Annotated in this window: 17 protein-coding genes; 7 read left to right on the plus strand and 10 right to left on the minus strand. The window is 55.8% G+C overall.

The genetic code is table 11. The features are described 5' to 3' along the window. Positions 1-4: 4 nt before the first annotated feature. Together cmoA and cmoB are read left to right on the plus strand one after the other, a co-directional pair. Positions 5-733 (plus strand): carboxy-S-adenosyl-L-methionine synthase CmoA, encoded by a 729-nt coding sequence (gene cmoA / locus PW844_RS11195; protein WP_084875409.1) that lies wholly within the window; start codon positions 5-7, stop codon positions 731-733. After that, on the plus strand, positions 730-1,698 hold the full coding sequence (gene cmoB, locus PW844_RS11200) for a tRNA 5-methoxyuridine(34)/uridine 5-oxyacetic acid(34) synthase CmoB (RefSeq protein WP_299451599.1): 969 nt from the start codon (positions 730-732) through the stop codon (positions 1,696-1,698). The genes cmoA and cmoB overlap by 4 nt, the downstream gene beginning before the upstream one ends. 3 nt (positions 1,699-1,701) lie before the next feature. Here the strand turns inward: cmoB and PW844_RS11205 are convergent, their stop codons facing one another. Then, a complete protein-coding gene (locus tag PW844_RS11205) occupies positions 1,702-2,322 on the minus strand; it encodes a LysE family translocator (RefSeq protein WP_299451601.1) in 621 nt (206 codons plus the stop codon). A gap of 175 nt (positions 2,323-2,497) precedes the next feature. Here PW844_RS11205 and PW844_RS11210 point away from each other — a divergent pair, with 175 nt between their 5' ends. Next, on the plus strand, positions 2,498-3,595 hold the full coding sequence (locus PW844_RS11210) for a glycerol dehydrogenase (protein WP_299451602.1): 1,098 nt from the start codon (positions 2,498-2,500) through the stop codon (positions 3,593-3,595). A 51-nt stretch (positions 3,596-3,646) separates the two neighbouring features. On the opposite strand, the gene PW844_RS11215 is transcribed toward PW844_RS11210, so the two are convergent. Then, entirely contained in the window at positions 3,647-4,495 is an 849-nt protein-coding gene (locus PW844_RS11215) for a hypothetical protein (RefSeq protein WP_084875420.1), read from the minus strand. Between the two features lie 384 nt (positions 4,496-4,879). Between PW844_RS11215 and PW844_RS11220 the strand changes: the two genes are divergently transcribed. Then, positions 4,880-5,068, plus strand: coding sequence for a ribbon-helix-helix protein, CopG family (locus tag PW844_RS11220; protein ID WP_084875423.1), 189 nt, complete (start codon positions 4,880-4,882; stop codon positions 5,066-5,068). Positions 5,069-5,835: 767 nt separating this feature from the next. Here the strand turns inward: PW844_RS11220 and cutC are convergent. Continuing rightward, a complete protein-coding gene (cutC, locus tag PW844_RS11225; protein WP_299451605.1) occupies positions 5,836-6,588 on the minus strand; it encodes a copper homeostasis protein CutC in 753 nt (250 codons plus the stop codon). An 87-nt stretch (positions 6,589-6,675) separates the two neighbouring features. On the opposite strand from cutC, the gene PW844_RS11230 reads away from it, so the two are divergent. Continuing rightward, the gene (locus tag PW844_RS11230) at positions 6,676-7,821 is read left to right on the plus strand and encodes a MalY/PatB family protein (protein ID WP_299451606.1); all 1,146 of its coding nucleotides are present in this window, start codon (positions 6,676-6,678) and stop codon (positions 7,819-7,821) included. Here the strand turns inward: PW844_RS11230 and PW844_RS11235 are convergent. Then, on the minus strand, positions 7,818-8,378 hold the full coding sequence (locus PW844_RS11235; RefSeq protein ID WP_299451608.1) for a VOC family protein: 561 nt from the start codon (positions 8,376-8,378) through the stop codon (positions 7,818-7,820). The two genes, PW844_RS11230 and PW844_RS11235, sit on opposite strands and share 4 nt — an antisense overlap. A gap of 314 nt (positions 8,379-8,692) precedes the next feature. Here PW844_RS11235 and PW844_RS11240 point away from each other — a divergent pair, with 314 nt between their 5' ends. Both PW844_RS11240 and argS read left to right on the plus strand, forming a co-directional pair. Next, positions 8,693-8,815, plus strand: coding sequence for a hypothetical protein (locus PW844_RS11240; protein ID WP_299451610.1), 123 nt, complete (start codon positions 8,693-8,695; stop codon positions 8,813-8,815). Between the two features lie 177 nt (positions 8,816-8,992). Further along, positions 8,993-10,723, plus strand: a complete 1,731-nt coding sequence (argS, locus tag PW844_RS11245; protein WP_299451612.1) for an arginine--tRNA ligase — start codon at positions 8,993-8,995, stop codon at positions 10,721-10,723. A 37-nt stretch (positions 10,724-10,760) separates the two neighbouring features. Here the strand turns inward: argS and PW844_RS11250 are convergent, their stop codons facing one another. The 6 genes from PW844_RS11250 to nirB all read right to left on the minus strand — a co-directional run bounded on the left by PW844_RS11250 (position 10,761) and on the right by nirB (position 22,109). Then, complete coding sequence (locus tag PW844_RS11250) at positions 10,761-11,156, minus strand: flagellar protein FlhE (RefSeq protein WP_299451614.1); 396 nt, start codon at positions 11,154-11,156, stop codon at positions 10,761-10,763. 1 nt (position 11,157) lies between these two features. After that, positions 11,158-13,245: a flagellar biosynthesis protein FlhA gene (gene flhA / locus PW844_RS11255; protein WP_299451615.1), complete on the minus strand. Its 2,088-nt coding sequence runs from the start codon at positions 13,243-13,245 to the stop codon at positions 11,158-11,160. Beyond that, on the minus strand, positions 13,238-14,392 hold the full coding sequence (gene flhB / locus PW844_RS11260; RefSeq protein ID WP_299451617.1) for a flagellar biosynthesis protein FlhB: 1,155 nt from the start codon (positions 14,390-14,392) through the stop codon (positions 13,238-13,240). The genes flhA and flhB overlap by 8 nt, the downstream gene beginning before the upstream one ends. A gap of 225 nt (positions 14,393-14,617) precedes the next feature. Next, positions 14,618-15,433, minus strand: a complete 816-nt coding sequence (gene cobA / locus PW844_RS11265; RefSeq protein ID WP_299451619.1) for a uroporphyrinogen-III C-methyltransferase — start codon at positions 15,431-15,433, stop codon at positions 14,618-14,620. Positions 15,434-15,444: 11 nt separating this feature from the next. Further along, entirely contained in the window at positions 15,445-18,048 is a 2,604-nt protein-coding gene (locus PW844_RS11270) for a nitrate reductase (protein WP_299451620.1), read from the minus strand. Further along, a complete protein-coding gene (nirB, locus tag PW844_RS11275; RefSeq protein ID WP_299451622.1) occupies positions 18,045-22,109 on the minus strand; it encodes a nitrite reductase large subunit NirB in 4,065 nt (1,354 codons plus the stop codon). Before nirB ends, PW844_RS11270 begins: the two co-directional genes overlap by 4 nt. Positions 22,110-22,115 lie beyond the last annotated feature (6 nt).

The following is a 22,115-nucleotide window of genomic DNA, read 5'->3' on the forward strand; positions in this document are numbered from 1 at the left end:
CATTATGTCTGACCGCGATACGCTATTTTCCGCACCCATCGATAAACTGGGTGACTGGACCTTTGACGAGCGCGTGGCTGAAGTCTTTCCCGATATGATTCAGCGCTCGGTGCCTGGTTATTCCAACATTATTTCGATGATTGGTATGCTGGCAGAACGCTTTGTGCAGCCCAACAGCAAAGTCTACGATCTGGGCTGTTCGCTCGGTGCTGCCACGCTCTCAGTCCGCCGTAATATTCATGTGCCGGGTTGTGAGATCATTGCTGTTGATAACTCGCCGGCGATGGTTGAACGTTGTCGCCGCCATATCGATGCTTTCCGTGCCGATACGCCGGTGCAGGTGCTGGAGGCGGATATTCGTGATATCCACATCGAAAACGCCTCCCTGGTGGTGCTCAACTTTACGTTGCAGTTCCTGGAACCCGATGCCCGAGTGCTGCTGTTGCAAAAAATTGCCCAGGGCCTGAATCCTGGCGGGGCGCTGGTGCTGTCGGAAAAATTCAGCTTTGAAGATGCTGAAGTCGGCGAGCTGCTGTTCAACATGCACCACGACTTCAAACGCGCCAATGGCTATAGCGAACTGGAAATTAGCCAGAAACGCAGCATGCTGGAAAACGTTATGTTGACCGATAGCGTCGAAGCACACAAAGCGCGGCTTAAACAGGCGGGTTTTTCCCACGCCGAGCTGTGGTTCCAGTGCTTTAACTTTGGTTCGCTGGTGGCACTGAAATGATTGATTTTGGTCGATTCTATCAGCAAATCGCCACTGGCCCGCTTGCCAGCTGGCTGGAAGTGTTACCCGCCCAGGTGGCGGCCTGGCAGCGGGAAAATCTGCACGGTCATTTCCGTAACTGGGAAAAATCGGTTGAGCATCTTCCCGCACTTGTCCCGCAGCAGCTCGATTTACTGCATAGCGTCAGTGCACAACAGGATGATCTAACCGAACGTCAGCGTGCCGGGATTGAAAAGCTGTTACGTAATCTCATGCCGTGGCGCAAAGGGCCGTACTCACTCTACGGCACAGAAATCGATACCGAATGGCGTTCTGACTGGAAGTGGCAGCGTGTACAGCCACACATTTCCCCGCTGGCCGGACGCACGGTGCTTGATGTCGGCTGTGGCAGTGGCTACCACATGTGGCGCATGGTCGGTGCCGGTGCACAGCTGGTGGTCGGTATCGATCCCATGCAGTTGTTCCTGTGTCAGTTCGAAGCAGTACGCAAGCTGTTGGGTGACGATCGTCGTGCGCATTTGCTGCCGCTGGGTATTGAGCAACTGCCTGCGCTACAGGCGTTCGATACCGTGTTTTCGATGGGGGTGTTGTATCACCGCCGTTCGCCGCTGGACCATCTGCTGCAGCTGAAAAATCAGCTGGTCAGTGAAGGGGAGCTGGTGCTGGAAACGCTGGTGATTGAAGGGGATGAGAACGCGGTACTGGTACCTGGCGAACGTTATGCGCAGATGCGCAACGTCTACTTTATTCCTTCCGCTGCCGCATTAAAAAGCTGGCTGGAGAAGTGTGGCTTCGTCGATGTGCGTATCGTTGATTACGCGGTCACCTCGGTGGAAGAACAACGCCGGACCGACTGGATGACCAGCGAATCGCTGGCCGAATTCCTTGATCCACTCGATAGCAGCAAAACGGTGGAAGGCTATCCAGCACCGCTGCGCGCGGTACTGGTCGCACGTAAGCCCTGATCTTTAACGCCGCGACAGCGCCAGCTTCGCGGCGAAACCGATAAATACGCAGCCAGTCAGACGATCCATCACTTTCAACACGGTAGGACGACGCAGGTGCGCAGCAAAGTAGTGGCTGCCACCGATCAGCACCGCATTCCACACCAGACCAATCGCCATATGGGTCAGCGCCATCAGGGTACACCACAACGGTACTGACGCACCGGCCGGGATAAACTGCGGCAGGAAAGTGACGTAAAACACCCCCACTTTTGGATTCAGCATGTTGCCCAACAGCCCACGACTAAAACAGGCGAAATAACGTTGTTCTTTTGTGGTGGTAACCTGCCCGTCATCCGCCTGAGTACGCGGATTCAACAACAACTTCACACCCAGCCACAGCAGATACGCTGCCCCCACCCACTTCAACAGGTTATAAGCCATTTCTGAAGCCAACAGCAACGCACCCAAACCCAGACCCACCATCACGCCCCATACCAGACATCCCAGCGTGACACCGAACGCGGTAGCCGACGCACGTTTCCAGCCCTGTGCAGCCGCAGTACGCAGCACCAGTGCGGTATCAAAGCCTGGTGTCAAGGTAAGGATGGTGATAGCAAACAGAAATGAAATCAGTAAAGTCATGGCGTGCTCCCTGTAAATTTGCCGCTATCTTAACGCTGCAACCAGGGGAAGACGATAGTTACCTCCCGTGATTAACTGAGAATAATTCTCAACTTGCCACCAATGGTTAAATTACCGTCATTTTTCTATGTCAGTTTGGTGCCAGTCTCTTTTCTCACCCAAAGGAGTTATGGCTATGAGTAAGTTTATTTTCTCTTCACCACGGAAATATGTGCAGGGCGCTGGCGTGCTGGATGAACTGGGATCCTCTATCGCAGAGCTGGGTAAACACGCTTTTCTGGTGGCCGACGACATCGTCTGGCAGCTGATTGGCGAGCGGACACAGCAGGCTTTAAAGGCCACCAGCATCGAATTCAGTCGTCAACCGTTTAATGGCGAAGCCTCCAGCAATGAGATCAACCGCCTGGCACAACTGGCGAAATCTACCGGCAGTGATGTGATTGTCGGCCTCGGTGGCGGTAAAACGCTGGATACGGTGAAAGCCGTGGCTGATGAACTCAAACTGCCGGTCGCCATTGTCCCCACCGTAGCCTCCACCGATGCACCATGTAGCGCGCTTTCCGTGATCTACTCCGACAGCGGCGTGTTTGAAAGTTATCGCTTCTATAGCAAAAACCCGGATTTGGTACTGGTCGATACCGCGGTCTGTGCCAGCGCGCCCGTGCGGCTGTTCGCCTCCGGTATTGCCGATGGTCTTGCTACCTGGGTAGAAGCACAGGCGGTGTTACGTTCACATGCCAAATCGATGGTCAATGGCGATCCCACCATCGCCGGACTGGCGATCGCCCGTGCCTGTGAGGAAACGCTGCTGACCTGGGGATTCAGCGCTTACACCGCCGTCAGCGAAAAACGCGTAACACCAGCGGTTGAAGCTGTCGTAGAGGCCAATACCCTGCTCTCCGGCCTTGGCTTTGAGAATGCCGGTCTGGCTGGCGCACATGCCATCCACAATGGCTTTACCGCTATCGACGGGGATATCCACCATCTGACCCATGGTGAAAAAGTGGCTTATGGCACCCTGACACAGATGGTGCTGGAGCAGCGTCCGGATGAAGAGATCGCGCGCTACATCCGCTTCTATCGTTCGATTAATATGCCGACCACCCTGAAAGAACTGCATCTGGAGCATGAGTCCTGGGAGAATCTGGTGCGGGTGGGTGCGCTGGCAAATAGCGAAGGCGATACGCTGAAGAACCTGAATCCGCATCTGGTACCGGAAGACATCGCCAATGCCATTCTGGCAGTTGATGCGTTCAGTAAAACCGTTAAATAATCCAGTCTGCGTAGCGGCCTGAGTGATTGCGCCGCTACGCTGTTGCCATCGCTACTGCTCTTCAGTGGGTTTATCCCAATACTGATATTTGTAAGCCGAACTGAGATGACGCTCGATGGTTCCTTTCTCAAACACTTCGGTTTCGTGCAAATAACTGAGCGTGCAATTTCCTACCTCATCCCACAACTGACATTCATCCACCGATCGGATGGTACTGACCGGTGTGGTCGCCGTGCCATTCAGACGTAACTCACGCCACTGATTGTCATAGGTATAGGTATCTTTGCTGCGTGCGCTGATGGCGCTGATCACCAGCCCCTGTGGATTCCAGTTGTAGGTACTCTCACCGTTAGTCAGCGCATCGCTGCCACGTGCGACGCTTCTTTCTACGCGGAAATGTTTGTCATAACGGTAAGTGGTATCGGTGAAGCCGTTTTTGCCCATACTGGTAAATTTGTCAGAGGAACTGATGATGTTACCCCGCTGCCCCATCTGCCAGTTAATGGTGCCCTGCCGGTTATCCACCACCACTTCTTTCCCCTCTTTCAGGACTTTCACCAGATAGGCATACTCCGCCACCCAGCCGCCCTGCACACGCGCAATATGTTGTTCCATGCTCAGCACGACATTACTTTCGCTTTTATCATAAGTAATGTCCGCCACCATCAAATCACCACAGGGATCAAACTGCCCCAGAATACGTTTCTGTGAATCAACGTCTTTACCAAATTCACCGGCAATCACCTGGCGCACAGCGCCTTTCGCATTCCCCCCCAGCATAATCCAGTTGTTGCTATTGGTGATGTTCTTGCTCAACGGCGGACAGACGGTGCTGACAGCCAGCGCAGCGCCACTGAGCGGAAAAAGCAGCAGTAAAACGGCACAAGGGATGGATTTCATGATGGTTATCCGTGAATAGCCTTAACTTTCAATGTAAGCATCTTTTTTCATGATGCGCTACGGTCAGCTTGCGGAGATCATCACAAAGGGGGAAGGTGGCTCATCACACAACAGTAAAAGACGAATCGCCAGGATTTATTTAAAGTTTGCTTTAAATATTTAACCCCGGTTTATATCCGCTATTTAATGTTAGCTTCTGCCATTGCAGGATTTCATAGATTTTAAAACTAAAAAAACTCTTCTGAACAAAGTCAAGTCTGATTAACCCACTATAGTGAGGCTATTCATGAGATTAAGCCCACTGCCGCCCATTTATAATCCCTAAGGCAATCTTAATGAGAACAGCCGTACCCTACTATCCCTAACTCTACAGAGGGTTTAAGCATGATTCAATCAGCCAGCGACATTCAGAAACGCAGCGATGAAAAGCGTGGTATGAAGCCCAAAACCTATAAACTCCCCCTGAACACCATCGATCGAATCGAGTTGCTCGCGAGTCATTCCGGTATATCTCAGGCAGCCATCATCGCCAACGCTATTGATATTTACGAGCAGTCGCTAAAACGGCAATAACGCACCATATTCTACTCCTGACGCGTAGCGGTGCGATTTAGCGCGCGGGTTATTATTGACGCGAAAAGATATTGCGCGATAAATCACGCCGCTACGTTTCATACTTTATCCATCATTAAAAGTGATGACGGGATGCCATTCCGGATAAGATTATCGTGGCTTACTCCTTATTATCTTCTCACCCTCTTCTGTGAGTCTGACCTCGTAATAGCGTGTCATATCACTCACTACCACAACGAAATCAATTAAACCTTCGCGCATCAATGGTGCCAGGCTCCGGCAAGTGACCTCTTTACGTTTTCTTCGTACATTATCATGTCTGACTTCCACACCGACCGCTTTATCACCTCGTAACTTATAATCCGTTCCGTTTCGCATGCGATTCAGAGTTACGAGTTTCTCCTGTGAAATCATGGTCATATCCATTTACCCCAGCCAAAAGTACTACATTGATGACACACGAATGTTGTGGTTGATAAATCATCCGTGCTTTTAGTTGTAATAAGTTCTTTTCTCTGCACGTCATGGTAATGACAATATGGAGATTATGTGAGTTTAATATTGGCGGGTTGACGGATTTATATTTTTATGATTCGTCATATTTGATACTACGCGCAGTAAGGGGACACCGGCGTGGTATAACCAGGTTTCACTGAGGTTAATGCTTATTTTAGACAAAAAGAACCCCAGCAAGAAAAACTGGGGTTTGGTACTTGCAAACATCACGTCATGCTTTCGGCGTGCTGCGCGGCAAAATTGGCGTGATTTCAGGCTACCCGGACGGTGTTCATCTGCATCATGCTTTTCATGGCTTCCACCACATCACCATCAACACAGTAGCGACTGAATTCATCGGTTTCCGCTTCAGAACACATCGACACCCCAGCTTTGCGGTAGCGCATCGGGGAGGCGACTAAGCGGCTTGCCGAGCTATGAACTTCCTGGATTCCACCATCCAGAAACTTCTGCAGGTTGCTAAGACGCACCCCTGCCCCGGCCATAATGATTGGACCCACGTTTTGCTCATTAAGTTCCCGCAATAATGGAATTCCGGTTTCCGCGCTTTGCTGCTGACCCGAAGTCAGAATGCGCGCAATACCCAAATCACTCAGTACCTCAAGCGCACGTTTTGGGCTATGGCACAAGTCAAAGGCGCGATGGAAGGTCACTGCCATGCCGTCACACAACGCCATAATCTGGCGCATACGGGCGATATCCACGTGCGCATCTTCATCCAGCATGCCAATAACCAGACCAGGGAAACCCAGTTCACGCATCAGCGCCACATCCGATTTCATCACTTCGAACTCGTGGGCGGTATAACAAAAATCACCGCCGCGCGGCCGGACAATCGGATGCACCGGAATTGTCACCTGCCGTCGTGCCGCTTCCAGCACGCCCGCAGAAGGTGTCAGCCCGCCTTCACGGGGTGCGCTACAGAGTTCCACTCGGTCAGCACCGGACAGCTGCGCAGTCATTGCACAGTCGATGCCGTAGCAGCATATTTCCAGTTTCGTCATACTTTTCTCCTTTCACATGACTTCTGGCTCGGGAAGATTGCTTAAGTTAGTCTGCTCAATGAAGACAGTTTACGTGGAAAACTAACTATGGCATTCAATTTTGACCAATGGATAGACCGCCGTCACAGCGATAGTTTGAAATGGCACAAATATGGCGATCAGGATGTACTGCCACTATGGGTTGCCGACACCGATTTTCGCTCCCCGGAATGCGTGATTACTGCGATAAAAAACCGGGCAGAGCACGGTGTTTTTGGTTACGGCGCTACGCCAACCGGATTGATTGATATCACGATTTCCCGTCTGGCGCAGCGCTATGGCTGGCATATCCAGCCGGAATGGATTGTATTATTGCCGGGAGTCGTCAGTGGCCTGAATCTTTCGGTCCGCGCATTTACCGACCCCGCGCAAAGCACCGTCGCTCCGGACCCGATTTATCCCCCGTTTCGCGCTGCGGCGAAACTGGCGGATCGACGTCAAATCCACTTGCCGCTGCACTTAGAAAATCAGCGCTGGCTAATGAATCTGGCGGTGGTCAATGAACAGATGCAGGGTAATGAACGTTTGCTGATGCTGTGCAATCCGCAAAATCCGGGCGGTACCGCTTATCGACGTGACGAGTTGCAGGCACAGCTGGCCTTTGCGCAACAATATGATTTGATCGTCTGCTCTGATGAAATTCATTGCGACCTGATCCTTAGCCCCGGCGTGCAGCACGTTCCTTTTGCATCACTCAGTGAAGACGCGTCACAGCGCAGCATCACGCTGATTTCACCATCGAAAACCTTCAACATTGCCGGGCTGGGCGCATCAATGGCGATCATCCCTAACCCGGAATTACGTAAACGTTTTAATCAGACGCGTCAGGGGATTGTGCCTGCGGTGGACATTCTGGCACTGGTCGCGGCAGAGGCAGCCTGGCGGGAGGGGGATGCCTGGCTGGCAGCACAGCTTGATTATCTGCGCGCCAATCGTGACTGGCTGGTGGAACAGGTTAATGCCCTGCCCGAGCTCAGCATGGTATCCCCGGAAGCGACTTACCTGGGCTGGATCGATGCCAGCAAGCTTGCCGTTGCCAGCCCGGCACGGTGGTTTGAACAGCACGGGCTGGGTCTCTCACCAGGACGCGATTTTGGCGACGATAATTTTGTTCGTTTCAATTTTGGCTGTACCCGCGCCACGCTGAAGGAAGCCGTCGCACGTCTGCAACGCACGGTGGCAACCCGACGTTAAGCCTGTTCGCTGGCGACGATCTCTTCCAGTCGCCACGGATGAAACTTAATGGTGGTTTGCCCATCCGTCACTGCCAGGGTCGGATTGGGCAAACGCTCCTTTTCGCCCTGCGGGGTGCTGGTTTTAAACGAAATTCCCGGTTGCATCAGCGCTTCATCGGCCAGCAGCGCCATCGCCCGCATGCCCAGCGTTTCCGGCTCACCACGCAACACAATTTCCACATGTTCCCATCCTTCATGCCGATAGAGTTTTTCACCCGGCCAGGGCAACTCAATCACCTCAACCTGCCATCCCGCCAGCTGCATGGGCTGATGCAGTTTGAACAAACAAATCGGACGACCATTGATCATAGCTTCAGAGAACTGGCTGCCGATTTGCAACAAACCCTGCTTCCAGCGCTCAGCCGTAGCGTACTGATGGCAGCGAACTGCCACATGATCGGCTTCGTGTTGATCGAGCTGCAATCCCAAACGTTCAGCAAATTGGAGTAACGCCTGTTCAAAGCGCAGCAGGTCCTGTTCCAAATCCTTCAGTTCCGAAGGAAAAATCATCGTCATGCGTCAATCACCTTACGATTAGTTTAGATATTTTAATCAATGCAGACTCTTGCAGAATCTGAATTTCTTCAGGCATAACTGTCGGAATCATCTGATTTCCACGCTAAAAGCCCGTAAAACCGTATAAAACTGCCTTTCAATTCGGATTAATCGCAACCCCAGGTCCAAAAGTTACTTTATGAAAGCACCTTAACCATCTGTTTTTAATAAACATAATTAATACAATGAGATAAGTCTTATTTAGCCTGCAAACAATTGCAGCCTGAAATCCTTTCTTATAAATTTGTGACTACTCAAATAAAAGGAATGGCCCTATGTCTATGCTCATTGTTGTCGCGGTCCTGATTGCATTGATGGGATTTGCAATTTCCCGCCACTGGAAGGTGCGTGAAGACAAAAGCGTTAAAAATCCTCGTCGCTTTACACGGCGCCGTTAACCGGCGCTGCAATTTCCGCTATTGTTCGCTCTGAACCGATTGCTGACGCACTCTATCATTTCACGTATACTTCCCCTCTTATTTTTTCCGTCCCGCCAGCCCGAGAACGCCTCTGCGGGATGACGACAACGGCTCGCTCATGGCAGGCGGGCCATTTCAGCATATGAAGGTAACGCGGTGAATATTCAGGCTCTTCTTTCCGACAAAGTCAGTCAGGCAATGATCGCGGCAGGTGCGCCTGCCGATTGCGAACCCCAGGTTCGTCAGTCCGCTAAGGTGCAATTTGGCGACTACCAGGCGAACGGTATCATGGCGGTGGCAAAAAAGCTCGGTCAGGCACCGCGTCAGCTGGCTGAGCAGGTGATCCAGCATCTTGATCTGCACGGTATTGCCAGCAAAGTCGAAATCGCCGGTCCCGGCTTCATTAATATCTTCCTCGATCGCCAGTGGCTGGCTGAGCAGGCGGCGCAGGCGCTGGTATTACCCCGTCTTGGCGTTAGCAGCGTGGCACCCGAAACCGTGGTGATTGACTATTCCGCACCGAACGTGGCGAAAGAAATGCACGTAGGTCACGTCCGTTCCACCATCATCGGTGATGCTGCGGTGCGTACGCTGGAGTTTCTCGGCCACCATGTCATCCGTGCCAACCACGTCGGTGACTGGGGTACGCAGTTCGGTATGTTGATTGCCTACCTGGAAAAACAGCAGAACGAACATCATGAAGATATCGCACTGGCTGACCTCGAAGCCTTCTACCGCGAAGCCAAGCGCACTTATGACGAAGACGAAGCTTTCGCCGAAATCGCGCGCGGCTATGTGGTGAAATTACAGGGTGGCGATGAATATTGCCGCACCATGTGGAAGAAGCTGGTCGACATCACCATGAGTCAGAACCAGAAAGTTTATGATCGTTTGAATGTTACCCTGACGCGTAAAGATGTGATGGGTGAAAGCCTGTACAACAACATGCTGCCGGGCATCGTTGCCGACCTGAAAGAGAAAGGTCTGGCGGTGATCAGTGAAGGCGCAACCGTGGTGTTCCTTGATGAATTCAAAAACAAGGAAGGCGAACCGATGGGGGTGATTGTGCAGAAGAAAGATGGTGGCTATCTCTACACCACCACCGATATCGCCTGTGCGAAATATCGTTACGAAACCCTGCATGCTGACCGCGTGCTGTACTACATCGATTCACGCCAGCATCAGCATCTGCAACAGGCATGGACCATCGTGCGTAAAGCCGGTTACGTGCCTGAGAGCGTGCCGCTGGAGCACCACGCATTTGGTATGATGCTGGGCAAAGATGGCCGTCCATTCAAGACCCGTACCGGCGGCACCATCAAACTGGCTGACCTGCTGGACGAAGCGGTTGAACGTGCATTGGCGCTGGTCAGTGAGAAAAACCCGGATATGACACCGCAGGAGTTGCAGGATCTGGCGGAAGTGGTGGGCATCGGCGCGGTGAAATACGCCGACCTGTCAAAAAGCCGCACCACCGATTACGTCTTCGACTGGGACAACATGCTGGCCTTTGAAGGCAATACTGCGCCTTACATGCAGTATGCATACACCCGCGTGCTGTCGGTGTTCCGTAAAGCCGGCATTGATGCCGACGGCCTGCAAGGCGAGATCGTACTGACTGAAGAGCGTGAAGCCCAGCTGGCAACGCGTCTGCTGCAATTTGAAGAAGTCATTACTCAGGTTGCTCGTGACGGGACACCACATGTGATGTGTGCTTATCTGTACGATCTGGCGGGTCAGTTCTCGGGCTTCTACGAGCACTGCCCGATCCTGTCGGCGGAAGATGAGCAGGTGCGTAATAGCCGTCTTCAACTGGCGGCATTGACAGCGAAAACGCTGAAGCAGGGTCTCGATACCCTCGGCATTAAAACTGTCGAACGTATGTAATACGAAAAACCCGCCAGAAGGCGGGTTTTTTTATGGGCTAGTGATAATTCACGGTAACTTCACTGCTCACCACGCGCAGGCCAGGCGGCACCGCACCCCGGCCGTTAAATCCAAAAGCCAGGTGCAACGTTTCATCAGCAGCGATGTGCGCCAAACCGCGCGTCGTCCCGCTCGCCCCCTCCAGCAGCACACAACGCTGGCTGGCACAAAGGCGCACCACCAGCCCGGACGGTGCCGGACGGCTCAGCTGATAGCGCCAACTCACCTGTGAAATCGTTCCCTGCACCTTTGTTGTGGCACGCAGCGGCGGAGAAGCCAGCCAGTTACCGCGCGCCCCGAGAGTCGGCCCGCTGGCGCTGGCATGCCACGCACCGTCCGCCGCCACTGCCCACAGGGGTAATAACAGCAACAGACCCGGCCAGACGCGACGCATGTTATTTACCTCCGATGGTGGCGGTCATACGAATCTGGCGGTTATCCGTCAGCTCCATATTAGACAACACCACCAGCTGCGGCAGATTGCGCCGCAGGAAGCGTGCCAGCAATGCGCGCAGTGGATGGTTAACCAGCAGCACCGGCGGCGCACCCAGCATTTCCTGACGTTGCAGCGCATCCTGTGCCTGATGCAACAAGCGATCGGCGAGACCCGGTTCCAGACCGCCGCCGCCCTGTAACGCCTGTAACAACAGACGTTCCAGCGTGGCATCCAGACCGATCACCTGCACTTCCCCGTTGCCAGGGAACCACTGCTGGGTGATGGCACGACCCAGCGCCACGCGAACCACACTGGTCAGCTCCTGCGGATCGGTCTGTACCGGTGCATGTTCGGCCAGCGTTTCGATAATGGTGCGCATATCACGAATCGACACTCTCTCCGTCAACAGGTTCTGCAAGACCTTATGCAACGTGGTCAGGGTGATCACGCCCGGCACCAAATCTTCGGTGAGTTTCGGCATTTCCTGCGTCACACGATCCAGCAGCTGCTGGGCTTCCTGACGACCAAACAACTCGCTGGCGTATTGTCCAATCAGATGATTGAGGTGCGTTGCGACCACGGTACTGGCTTCCACCACGGTGAAGCCCTGAATTTGTGCCTGCTCTTTCAACGCACTGTCGATCCAGATAGCCGCCAGGCCGAAGGCTGGGTCGACAGTCGCCTCACCCGGCAGGGTGCCGGCTGCGGTACCAGGGTTAATCGCCATCCAGCGTCCCGGATAGGCATCGCCGCTGCCAATTTCCACCCCTTTCATCAGAATGCGGTAACGTGCGGGCGGCAGTTCCATGTTGTCGCGAATATGTACCACAGGCGGCAGAAAGCCCACCTCCTGCGCCACTTTTTTACGGATACTGCGGATACGCCCCAGCAGTTCACCATTTTGCAAATGATCGACCATCGGAATCAGGCGATACCCGACTTCCATACCGAGTGAATCTTCCAGTTGGACGTCTGTCCATGAGGCTTCAACCGTGGCAGGTGTCTCCTGACTTTTCACCACGCTGGACGCTTCCGGTTGTTTCTTCGGCTGCATTTGACGGCCACGCAACCACCAGGCCAGACCCAATAGCCCAGCGGTGAACAGCAGGAATACAAAGTTAGGCATTCCTGGCACCAGGCCTAGCAAACCAATCACCCCACCACTTAACATCAGTACGCGCGGATTGTTAAACAGCTGGCCCACCATCTGCTCGCCAACGTCCTGGTCAGTACTGACGCGCGTCACAATAACACCAGCAGCAGTCGAGATGACCAGTGCCGGGATCTGCGCCACCAGACCATCACCGATGGTCAGCAGCGTATAGGTTTCGGCTGCGTGCCCCAGATCCAGACCGTGCTGAACTACACCCACCAGCAGGCCACCGATCACGTTTATCACCATGATCATGATCCCGGCGATGGCATCGCCGCGTACAAACTTACTGGCACCGTCCATCGAACCGTAGAAGTCAGCTTCCTGGGTCACCTCTGAGCGACGGCGTTTGGCTTCCTCTTCGCCGATCAAACCGGCGTTCAGGTCGGCGTCAATCGCCATCTGTTTGCCGGGCATCCCATCAAGGACAAAGCGCGCTCCCACCTCAGCAATACGGCCAGCACCCTTGGTGATAACCATAAAGTTGATGATGACCAGAATGATGAACACCACGATGCCAATCGCGAAGTTACCACCGACCAGAAAGTGGCCGAAGGCTTCCACCACGCGTCCTGCCGCTGCGGCACCGGTATGACCATCCAGCAGGATGATACGTGTCGAGGCGACGTTAAGCGCCAGACGCAGCAACGTGGAGAACAGCAGAATGGTAGGAAATGCCGCGAAATCCAGCGTGCGCTGGGTGAACATCGCCACCAGCAAAACCATGATCGACAGCGCAATGTTAAAGGTAAACAGCAGGTCAAGGATGAACGCGGGTAACGGCAGCACCATCATCGACAGGATCATCATGATCAGTACCGGACCAGCCAGTACCTGCCATTGTGTGTCTTTGAAGTTGCCCGGTAGCCGCAGCTTTTCGGCCAGATTAGCCATCGTTTCTGTTCTCTCCTGGAATGTCCATCTCTGCCGGGACCGACAGATTATTAGGTTTCTTCGGTATCATGCCGCCTTCACGCTTCCAGCGTCTCAGCTGCCAGACCCACGCCAGCACTTCGGCCACCGCCGCATAAAGTGCCCCCGGAATGAACTGACCAATTTCGGTATGACGATATAGCGCACGCGCCAGCGGCGGTGCTTCAAGAATGGGTACGCGATGTTCTTTGCCCAGTTCGCGAATTTTCAGCGCCACGTCTCCGGCACCTTTGGCGATCACCTTCGGCGCACTCATCTTTTTCTCGTTATATTGCAGCGCAACCGAGTAATGCGTCGGGTTGGTGACGATCACATCGGCCTTGGGTACGTCAGCCATCATGCGGCGTCGGGCAGCGGCGCGCATCGCCTGACGAATTCGCCCTTTAACATGAGGATCGCCCTCCTGCTGTTTGAATTCGTCGCGGATATCCTGGCGTGACATGCGTAATTTTTTGAAGTAGCTGTACAACTGCCAAAACACATCGAAGCCGACCATCGGAATCAAACCCAGCATCACCAGCAAACAGCACACGGCGATCATGTTCATGCCATGTTCCAGCGCGTTCATGGGGGATTCACTGATTAAACGCAGCATCTCCGGCCAATGTGACCAGACATACCAACCAGCTACCGCCCCCACCAACACCGCCTTGAGGATGGCTTTCAGCAGCTCAGCCCAGGTTTGTCCTGAAACCATACGTTTCAGACCACTTAACGGGTTAAGTTTGGTTAAATCGAGGCTGAGAGATTTACCGCTGATGACGATACCGCCCAGCAGCATAGGTGCAGCCATCGCCACCAGCACTAAACCGGCCATCAGCGGCAGCACCGCCAGCACCGCCTGGCCAATCAGGGTACTGATATGCGCCACGATCACCTTGTCATCAGTGACCATGCCATGATCAAAACGAAAACCGGTCGCCACCATCGCCGCCAGCCGTCGCGCCATGCTGGTGCCACCCAGCCATAAAATCATAATGCCGGATAACATCATCAGTAATGACGTCAGCTCGCGCGAACGCGGAATCTGCCCATCCTCACGCGCTTTTTCTAGTCGGTGCGCTGTGGGCGATTCTGTTTTGTCCTCATCGCTACTGTCTTCAGCCACGACATACCTCTGCTGACTGGAATTCTGAGCATAGGATGCCAAAAGGCGCGGACGCTAAAGCGTGGATTAAGGGGGGAAAATGTCAGCTTATTTAGCCATAAGGGAAATTACCGCCTGCACTGATGATATCGCGGGGTGTTCAGGAAAGTATCAGCAAAGAGTCATTTCAAAACGATGCCCTTTCAGGACAGGGCATCGCAGAAAATGGCGTGATAAATCGCGCGGCTACACCATAGCGCAATGTGCCGCGTTTGCGACGCTGGTCGCGCGATAAAAGCGCACCACTTCACCCACCAGCAACAACGCGGGTGATTGCGGCTGCTCGCGGGCTACTGTCTCGCTAAGCTGCTCCAGGGTGGTGATGAGTACCCGTTGCTCTGGTCGCGTGCCATTCTCAATGATGGCAACCGGCGTGGTCAGTTCTCGCCCCTGCGCCTGCAACTGTACGCTAATACTGGCGCTCCATTTCAGCCCCATATAAAACACCAGCGTCTGATTGGTGGCGGCGAGGCTATGATCATCCAGCTGCGGCTCGCCGGTTTTACCGTGCCCGGTAATCAGTCGCAGCGACTGGGCGCATTCGCGATGGGTCAGTGGAATACCGCTGGCTGCCGCACAACCTGCAGCGGCCGTAATCCCTGGCACCACCTGACAACCAATTCCGGCCTGCTGGAGAAAAACCATCTCTTCCCCACCACGACCAAAAATAAAAGGATCGCCCCCCTTCAGACGCACCACATTGCGCCCGCTACGCGCCAGATCCACCAGCAGTTGATTGATCTGCGCCTGTTTTAACCCATGACTGCCCGGTTTTTTACCGACATCAATCGCCAGCGTACTAGCCGGTACTTCCGCCATGACATCATCACTGACCAGCCGATCATAGACCACCACATCCGCACTTTTGATCATCCGCAGCGCTTTCAGCGTCAATAACTCCACATCGCCCGGCCCGGCACCCACCAGCCATACCTGACCCTGTGGCGCATCCAATCCCGGCGGGTTAAACAGTTTATCCAGTGTCTCAATTGCCTGGGTCATGATGGCCTCCGCTACTGCGCTACCTGAAGCGCGCTGATAAGTTGTTTCAGCTCCGGAATACAGGAGCCACAGTTGGTGCCGCACTTAAGCGTTGCGCCCAGCGCTGCCGGAGAGTGGCAACCCTGCTCAATGGCACGTCGGATGGCGACTTCACCGACGCCAAAACAGCTGCAAATAGTCCGTCCCTGGCTCTCCCCCTGCGCAGGCCGTCCGCCAAGTAGCGCATGACGTTGTTGCGCCGTTGCTGGATGTTCGCTGAATCCCAACGCGACAAAGGAATGGTCAATCTCTGGTAACCAGGGAGCGGCATAGAATGCCCGCTCCAGCTGACCATTATGCCAGCCCAACAGATGCAACTGCTGACCTGCACGGGCTTGCTGCCATTGCAGCTCAGTTGCACCGGGCTGCTGCTGTAACCAATCGGCGGGTGCTCCCTGCCCGGCCAGTACATAACGCTGTACACCCGGCTGCGGCGCGCGTGACCAATAATCCACATGCTGAGGAGCCACCTGCTCGCGCTGCCACAACCAGCCCTGCCACTGCGGACGCAGCGGTTGCAGACGCACGGCAGTTTGCTTGAGAGCTGGTTGCCCGGAATCCGGACAACAACGCGCCGCCACCAGCCCATCGACATTCGCCTGGGCGCTGAACTGACGCGTCCAGTGCATCGGGATAAACAGCTGTCCACGCGTCAGGCCGTTATCGATAATCACCCGGCCACACCACCAGCCAAGTTGTGATTGCACCCGCGTCAGATCGCCCTGACTCAGGCCATGTGTCGCCGCGTCATGGGGATGCAGCAAGATAAAAGGTTCGTCGTAATGCTGCATCAGCCGCGGCACCGCTCCGGTACGCGTCATGGTGTGCCACTGATCGCGAATACGCCCGGTGTTCATCAGCAACGGATAGTGTTCGGACGATGGGGTAGATAACGGAATGGCTACCGGCAGCAGACGGGCTTTACCATCTCGATGAAAGAAGCGGCGATCGCTGAACAGCCGCGAAGTACCAGCCGGGGCAGCCGGATTAACCGGCCACTGCACTGGCTGCAACTGGTCATACTGTTCACGACTGAGCTCTGCCAGGGCGCTGATATCAAACGCACGACGTCCCTGATTTTCAAAGCCAGACAGTGCTGCATGTTCAATAAAGATTTCATGGGGATGCTGCCAGCCAAAAGCGTCCTCATAACCGAGACGCTGAGCCACCTGAGCCAGCAACCACCAGTCCGGCTTTGCTTCCCCGGCGGGCGCAACAAAACTGCGTTGCCGCGAAATGCGGCGTTCCGAATTGGTCACGGTGCCATTCTTTTCCCCCCACCCCTGGGCGGGCAGCAGCACGTCGGCATAAGCGCTGGTATCCGTGGCCGCACTCACCTCCGAGACAATCACCAGCGGGCAACGCGCCAGCGCTTCAGCCACGCGATTTCCCTCCGGCATCGACACCGCCGGATTGGTGCCCATAATCCAGACCGCTTTTACCTCACCGCGCTCAACCGCCTGGAACAGTTCCACCGCCTTCAGTCCGGGCTGAGAGGCTACCCGCTCGCTGCGCCAGAAACGAGCCAGTCGAGCCACCTCTTCCACGCTAAACCCCATATGCGCGGCCAGTTGATTGGCCAGGCCGCCAACTTCGCGCCCGCCCATGGCATTGGGCTGGCCGGTGAGCGAGAAAGGCCCGCAGCCAGCGCGGCCAATTTTGCCGCTCAGCAGATGCACGTTAAGGATGGCGTTATTATTGTCGCTGCCGGTCTGCGACTGGTTGATCCCCATGCACCATAACGTCAGCACGCGGGGATGCGCGGTGAACAGCTGCCAGAAAGCAAGGATGCTGGCCTGATCCAGCTGGCAGGCATGGGCAACGGCGGCCAGATCCCAGTCAGTACAGGCCGCCTGCGTCGCTTCGACATGGTCGAGGTGCGGCAACATGCTGCTATCGATGCCACCCTCGCTGCTTAGCCAGTTAAGTAATCCGGCAAATAAGGCGCTATCGCTGCCGGGACGCAGGGCCAGGTGCAGGTCGGCCAGATCGCAGCTGGCGGTTCGTCGCGGATCGATAACCACCAGCTTCATCCCGGGCCGCTGCTGCTTCGCCTGCACCAGCCTCTGCCAGGCAACCGGATGCGCCCAGGCGGCGTTGGACCCCACCAGAATCACCAGATCCGCCTGCTCAATATCTTCATAGCAGCAAGGCACCGCATCGGCACCAAAGGCCCGTTTGTACCCCACCACTGCCGAGGCCATACACAGCCGCGAGTTAGTATCGATATTGGCGGCCCCAATAAAACCTTTCATCAGTTTATTGGCGACATAATAATCTTCAGTCAGCAGTTGCCCGGAGGCATAAAACGCCACTGCCTGTGGGCCATGCTGACGGATGATGTCACGCAATCCTGTGGCCACATAATCCAGCGCCTGCCCCATGCTGGCACGCTGGCCTTTTACCTGCGGCCACAGCAAACGACCCTCCTGCCCGAGGGTTTCCCCCAGCGCAGACCCCTTGACGCACAGGCGGCCAAAGTTGGCGGGATGCTGGCGGTCGCCACTGACCGGGGCATCAGGAGCATGGATCTCGACGCCACAACCCACGCCACAGTAGGGACAGGTGGTTTTCATGATGCTGCCGCCAGGGCCAGCAGCGGCTGATTACCCAACCAGACTTTGCCACCCTCAACCCGCACTGGCCAGCAACGTAATTGCAGCTGGGGGTCGTCGAGACTTTGCCCATCACGCAGGCGTATCCGCTGCTTATACAATGGCGAGATCACCACAGGCTCCCCGGCCACATCACCGAGAATGCCGCGTGACAACACGCTGGCCTGAGTACCCGGTTCAATATCCTCCAGCGCATAAATGGCACTACCGAAGCGGAACAAGGCCACACGCTGCTGACCTAGCCGCGCCCCGACACCTGCCGCAGGCGGTATCGCCGCCTCATCACAGATGGCGTGCCACGGTTCCGCTGGCAGGGTCAGGACCGGGATACTGAGGTTATCCGCCGGCTGACGCTGGCCACGTACTTCACTGTAATGCAGGGTTTCGTCCGGCTGCTCGCTGTTGATGGTGGCACTGAACAACGCACGGCGCGACGGGTCGGTCAGCGTGGTGTGCCATTCGCACTGATAACGATCCACCACCCTCTGCATCTCCTGCTCCAGTGTGGCACCGATGCCGAGCGCATCGTCAATCACCACCTCACGCAGATACGCCAGCCCGCCTTCCATGTTGTCCATCCATACGCTGGTACGTTGCAAACGATCGGCAGTGCGGACATAGAACATCAGAATGCGATCGACATAACGGATCAAGGTGTCGTCATCCAGGTCGCTGGCAAACAGATCAGCATGGCGTGGCTTCATACCGCCATTGCCGCACACATACAGGTTCCAGCCTTTATCGGTGGCGATTACGCCAATATCTTTGCTCTGTGCTTCCGCACATTCGCGCGTACAGCCGGATACCGCCATTTTAATTTTGTGCGGCGCTCGCAGGCCTTTGTAGCGATGCTCCAGCGCGATGGCAAAGGCGGTAGAATCCTGCACGCCGTAGCGGCACCAGCTCGATCCGACGCAGGATTTAACCGTGCGCAGCGATTTGCCATAAGCATGGCCAGTTTCGAATCCGGCGGCAATCAGCGCTTCCCAGATAGCGGGCAGTTGATCGAGACGCGCACCAAACAGGTCGATACGTTGTCCGCCGGTAATTTTGGTGTAGAGGTCGTACTGCGCCGCCACTTCACCAATCGCAATCAGGCCCTGCGGAGTGATTTCACCACCGGGTACGCGCGGTACCACCGAGTAGGTGCCGTCTTTCTGGATGTTAGCGAAGTAGCGATCGTTGGTGTCCTGCAACGGCAGATGCGCGGGCTTAAGCAGATAATCATTCCAGCAGGAGGCCAGCAGTGACCCCACCAACGGCTTGCAGATTTCGCAGCCATGACCACGACCATACTGGGCCAGCAACTCATCAAACGTGGTGATCTCACCCACGCGGATCAGGTGATACAGCTCCTGGCGTGACCAGGCAAAGTGCTCGCAAATGTCCTTCTTCACTTCAACGCCGAGACTGGCGAGCTGATGCTCCATCACCTGCTTCACCAGCGCGCTGCAGCCCCCACAACCGGTGGCCGCTTTGGTGCAGCTTTTCAACGTCGCCATATCACCGCAGCCGCTTTGCACCGCAGTACAGATGTCGCCTTTGCTGACATTGTGGCAGGAGCAAATCTGCGCGCTGTCCGGCAACGCGGCAACGCCAAGTGCTTTGGCCGGCGACCCCGCCAGTTGCGGCAGAATCAGGCTTTCAGGCGCTTCCGGCAGCGCCATTTTGTTCAGCATCATTTGCAGCAGGCTGGCGTAATCGCTGCTGTCTCCCACCAGCACGCCACCCAGCAGGGTTTTGCCATCCTCAGACACCACCAGCTTTTTGTAGATGCCTTTCGGGTTATCGATCCATTGATAGTTCTGGCTGGCCGGAGTACGACCATGAGCGTCGCCAAATGATGCGACTTCCACCCCCAGCAGCTTAAGTTTGGTGCTCATGTCCGCGCCGCTGAAGGCCGTCTCTTCCTGAGCCAGTCGTCCGGCCAGCACCCGCGCCATCTGGTAACCGGGTGCCACCAGACCAAAAATTTGTCCGTGCCACAGGGCGCATTCCCCGATGGCATACACATCGCGCACGCTGGTCGCACAGCCATCATCAATGACGATGCCGCCACGTTCACCGAGGGTAATGCCCGCCGCACCCGCCAGCGCATCGCGCGGGCGGATCCCGGCGGAAAACACCACCAGGTCGCTATCCAGCAGGCTGCCATCGGCGAAACGCAGTTGCACGCTGCCGTCCGGCTGGCTCTCAATCGCTTCCGTCGCCTTGCTGGTGTGCACCTGCACCCCGAGGGCGCTGATTTTGCCACGCAGCATTTGCGCGCCACCGTCATCCAGCTGCACGGCCATCAGGCGTGGGGCAAACTCAACTACGTGGGTTTCCAGTCCCAGTTGCTTCAGGGCATTAGCCGCCTCCAGCCCCAGCAAACCGCCACCAATCACCACCCCGCGTTGCGCTCCACGCGCACAGGCGGCGATAGCATCGAGATCCGCCAGCGTACGATAGACAAAGCAACGCGACAGGTCATGGCCTGGCACCGGTGGCACAAACGGCACTGAGCCGGTCGCCAGCACCAGTTTGTCCCACGCCAGTTCGTTCCCCTGGCTGTCGCGCAGGCTGCGGCGCTGCGGGTCAATCGCATTAACTTCGCAACCGCTACGCAACTCAATGCCGTGCTGCTGGAAAAAGTTGTCACTTACCAGTGACAGGTCGTCAGCACTTTTGCCCGTGAAATACTCGGTCAGATGCACGCGATCGTAAGCCATCTGCGGCTCGTCGCCGTACACCACAATATGATATTGCTGATGCAGCTCGCGGCTGACCAGTTGCTCAAGAAAATGGTGGCCAACCATACCGTGGCCCACGACTGCGAGAATGGGTTTGCTCATCATTGTGCTTCCTGCAGCCACTGGCTGCGTCGTATTGTTGTCCAGGCCAAACAGCGCATTGATATCAACGCGTTCGGTCCGTTGTAATCGGGTGAGTAACGTTGCTGCCGGACTGCTGTCACCAAACAACAGCACGCCTGAAAGCACGCCATCACGCAGGAACAGCCGCTGGTAGTGTCCCGCTAGCGGGTCGAAGCTGGTCAGCGAAGGGGCTTCACTCATGTCTCCGGCACTGAACATCTCGATGCCGCTGACCTTGAGCCGGGTGCCGCTCTCCTGGTAATAAAAATCATCCACCGGCTCCCCTGCCAGGCTTCCGGCCAGCACCGCCGCCTGTGCCAGACAGGGTGCGACCAGGCCGAAGGTTTCCCCGTCAATCTCGCAGCATTCACCCAGGGCATAGATACCGGGGATCGCGGTATGCAACTGGCGATTCACCAGAATGCCGCGTTGACAAGGCACGCCCGCCGCCTGCGCCAGCGCAATCTCCGGAATGACGCCGATGGCAATCACCACCTGCTGTGCGGCGATCTGGCTGCCATCGGTGAGCGTCACCTGCTGCGATCCCACCTGCTGCAACGACACCCCGAGACGGCAGTCGATACCACGCGCGGTCAGATGTTGCTGCAACAGTGCCCCGGCGTGGGCATCCAGCTGACGATCCAGCAGCCAGGGACGATGGTGCAGCAAAGTGACTGCGCGCCCCTGCAGGCAGAGTGCCGCTGCCGCCTCAACACCAACCAAGCCACCGCCCAGCACCACCACCGGTCCCGCCTCAGCCTGCATTTTTTCCACATCGCGTAAGGTGCGGAATCCCAGCACATGGGGCTGTCCGATGCCTGGCAGTGACGGCATCCGTGGCTGCGATCCACAGGCAAATACCAGCTTGTCCCAGCTCAGGGTGCGCTGGTCGGTGTGCAGCAGTCGGGCGTCGATGTCCACCGACTCGGCCTCTTCCCCCGCCAGCAACCTGATACCGTTCTCTGCATACCATTGCGGGGAATGAATCAGGGTTTCAGCGAAGGTTTTCTCCCCCGCCAGCACCGGCGACAGCAGCACCCGGTTGTAATTTCCCTCGGGTTCGCGGCCAATGACGGTAATCGCATAACGTCCTGGCGCACGCTGCAACAGGGTTTCCACCATGCGCATCCCCGCCATACCGTTTCCGATAACAATCAGCTGCTGCATACCCGG

The organism is Pantoea sp. (genome assembly GCF_028283705.1).
Classification (GTDB): domain Bacteria; phylum Pseudomonadota; class Gammaproteobacteria; order Enterobacterales; family Enterobacteriaceae; genus Pantoea.

Excerpts from the sequence above, each read along its gene's own strand:
- PW844_RS11270 (WP_299451620.1), bottom strand. The coding sequence starts at position 18,048 with ATGAAAACCACCTGTCCCTACTGTGGCGTGGGTTGTGGCGTCGAGATC.
- cutC (WP_299451605.1), bottom strand. The coding sequence starts at position 6,588 with ATGACGAAACTGGAAATATGCTGCTACGGCATCGACTGTGCAATGACT.
- PW844_RS11230 (WP_299451606.1), top strand. The coding sequence starts at position 6,676 with ATGGCATTCAATTTTGACCAATGGATAGACCGCCGTCACAGCGATAGT.
- PW844_RS11215 (WP_084875420.1), bottom strand. The coding sequence starts at position 4,495 with ATGAAATCCATCCCTTGTGCCGTTTTACTGCTGCTTTTTCCGCTCAGT.
- cobA (WP_299451619.1), bottom strand. The coding sequence starts at position 15,433 with ATGACCCAGGCAATTGAGACACTGGATAAACTGTTTAACCCGCCGGGA.
- PW844_RS11235 (WP_299451608.1), bottom strand. The coding sequence starts at position 8,378 with ATGACGATGATTTTTCCTTCGGAACTGAAGGATTTGGAACAGGACCTG.
- cmoB (WP_299451599.1), top strand. The coding sequence starts at position 730 with ATGATTGATTTTGGTCGATTCTATCAGCAAATCGCCACTGGCCCGCTT.
- PW844_RS11205 (WP_299451601.1), bottom strand. The coding sequence starts at position 2,322 with ATGACTTTACTGATTTCATTTCTGTTTGCTATCACCATCCTTACCTTG.
- PW844_RS11240 (WP_299451610.1), top strand. The coding sequence starts at position 8,693 with ATGTCTATGCTCATTGTTGTCGCGGTCCTGATTGCATTGATGGGATTT.
- PW844_RS11220 (WP_084875423.1), top strand. The coding sequence starts at position 4,880 with ATGATTCAATCAGCCAGCGACATTCAGAAACGCAGCGATGAAAAGCGT.
- flhA (WP_299451615.1), bottom strand. The coding sequence starts at position 13,245 with ATGGCTAATCTGGCCGAAAAGCTGCGGCTACCGGGCAACTTCAAAGAC.
- cmoA (WP_084875409.1), top strand. The coding sequence starts at position 5 with ATGTCTGACCGCGATACGCTATTTTCCGCACCCATCGATAAACTGGGT.
- nirB (WP_299451622.1), bottom strand. The coding sequence starts at position 22,109 with ATGCAGCAGCTGATTGTTATCGGAAACGGTATGGCGGGGATGCGCATG.
- PW844_RS11250 (WP_299451614.1), bottom strand. The coding sequence starts at position 11,156 with ATGCGTCGCGTCTGGCCGGGTCTGTTGCTGTTATTACCCCTGTGGGCA.
- PW844_RS11210 (WP_299451602.1), top strand. The coding sequence starts at position 2,498 with ATGAGTAAGTTTATTTTCTCTTCACCACGGAAATATGTGCAGGGCGCT.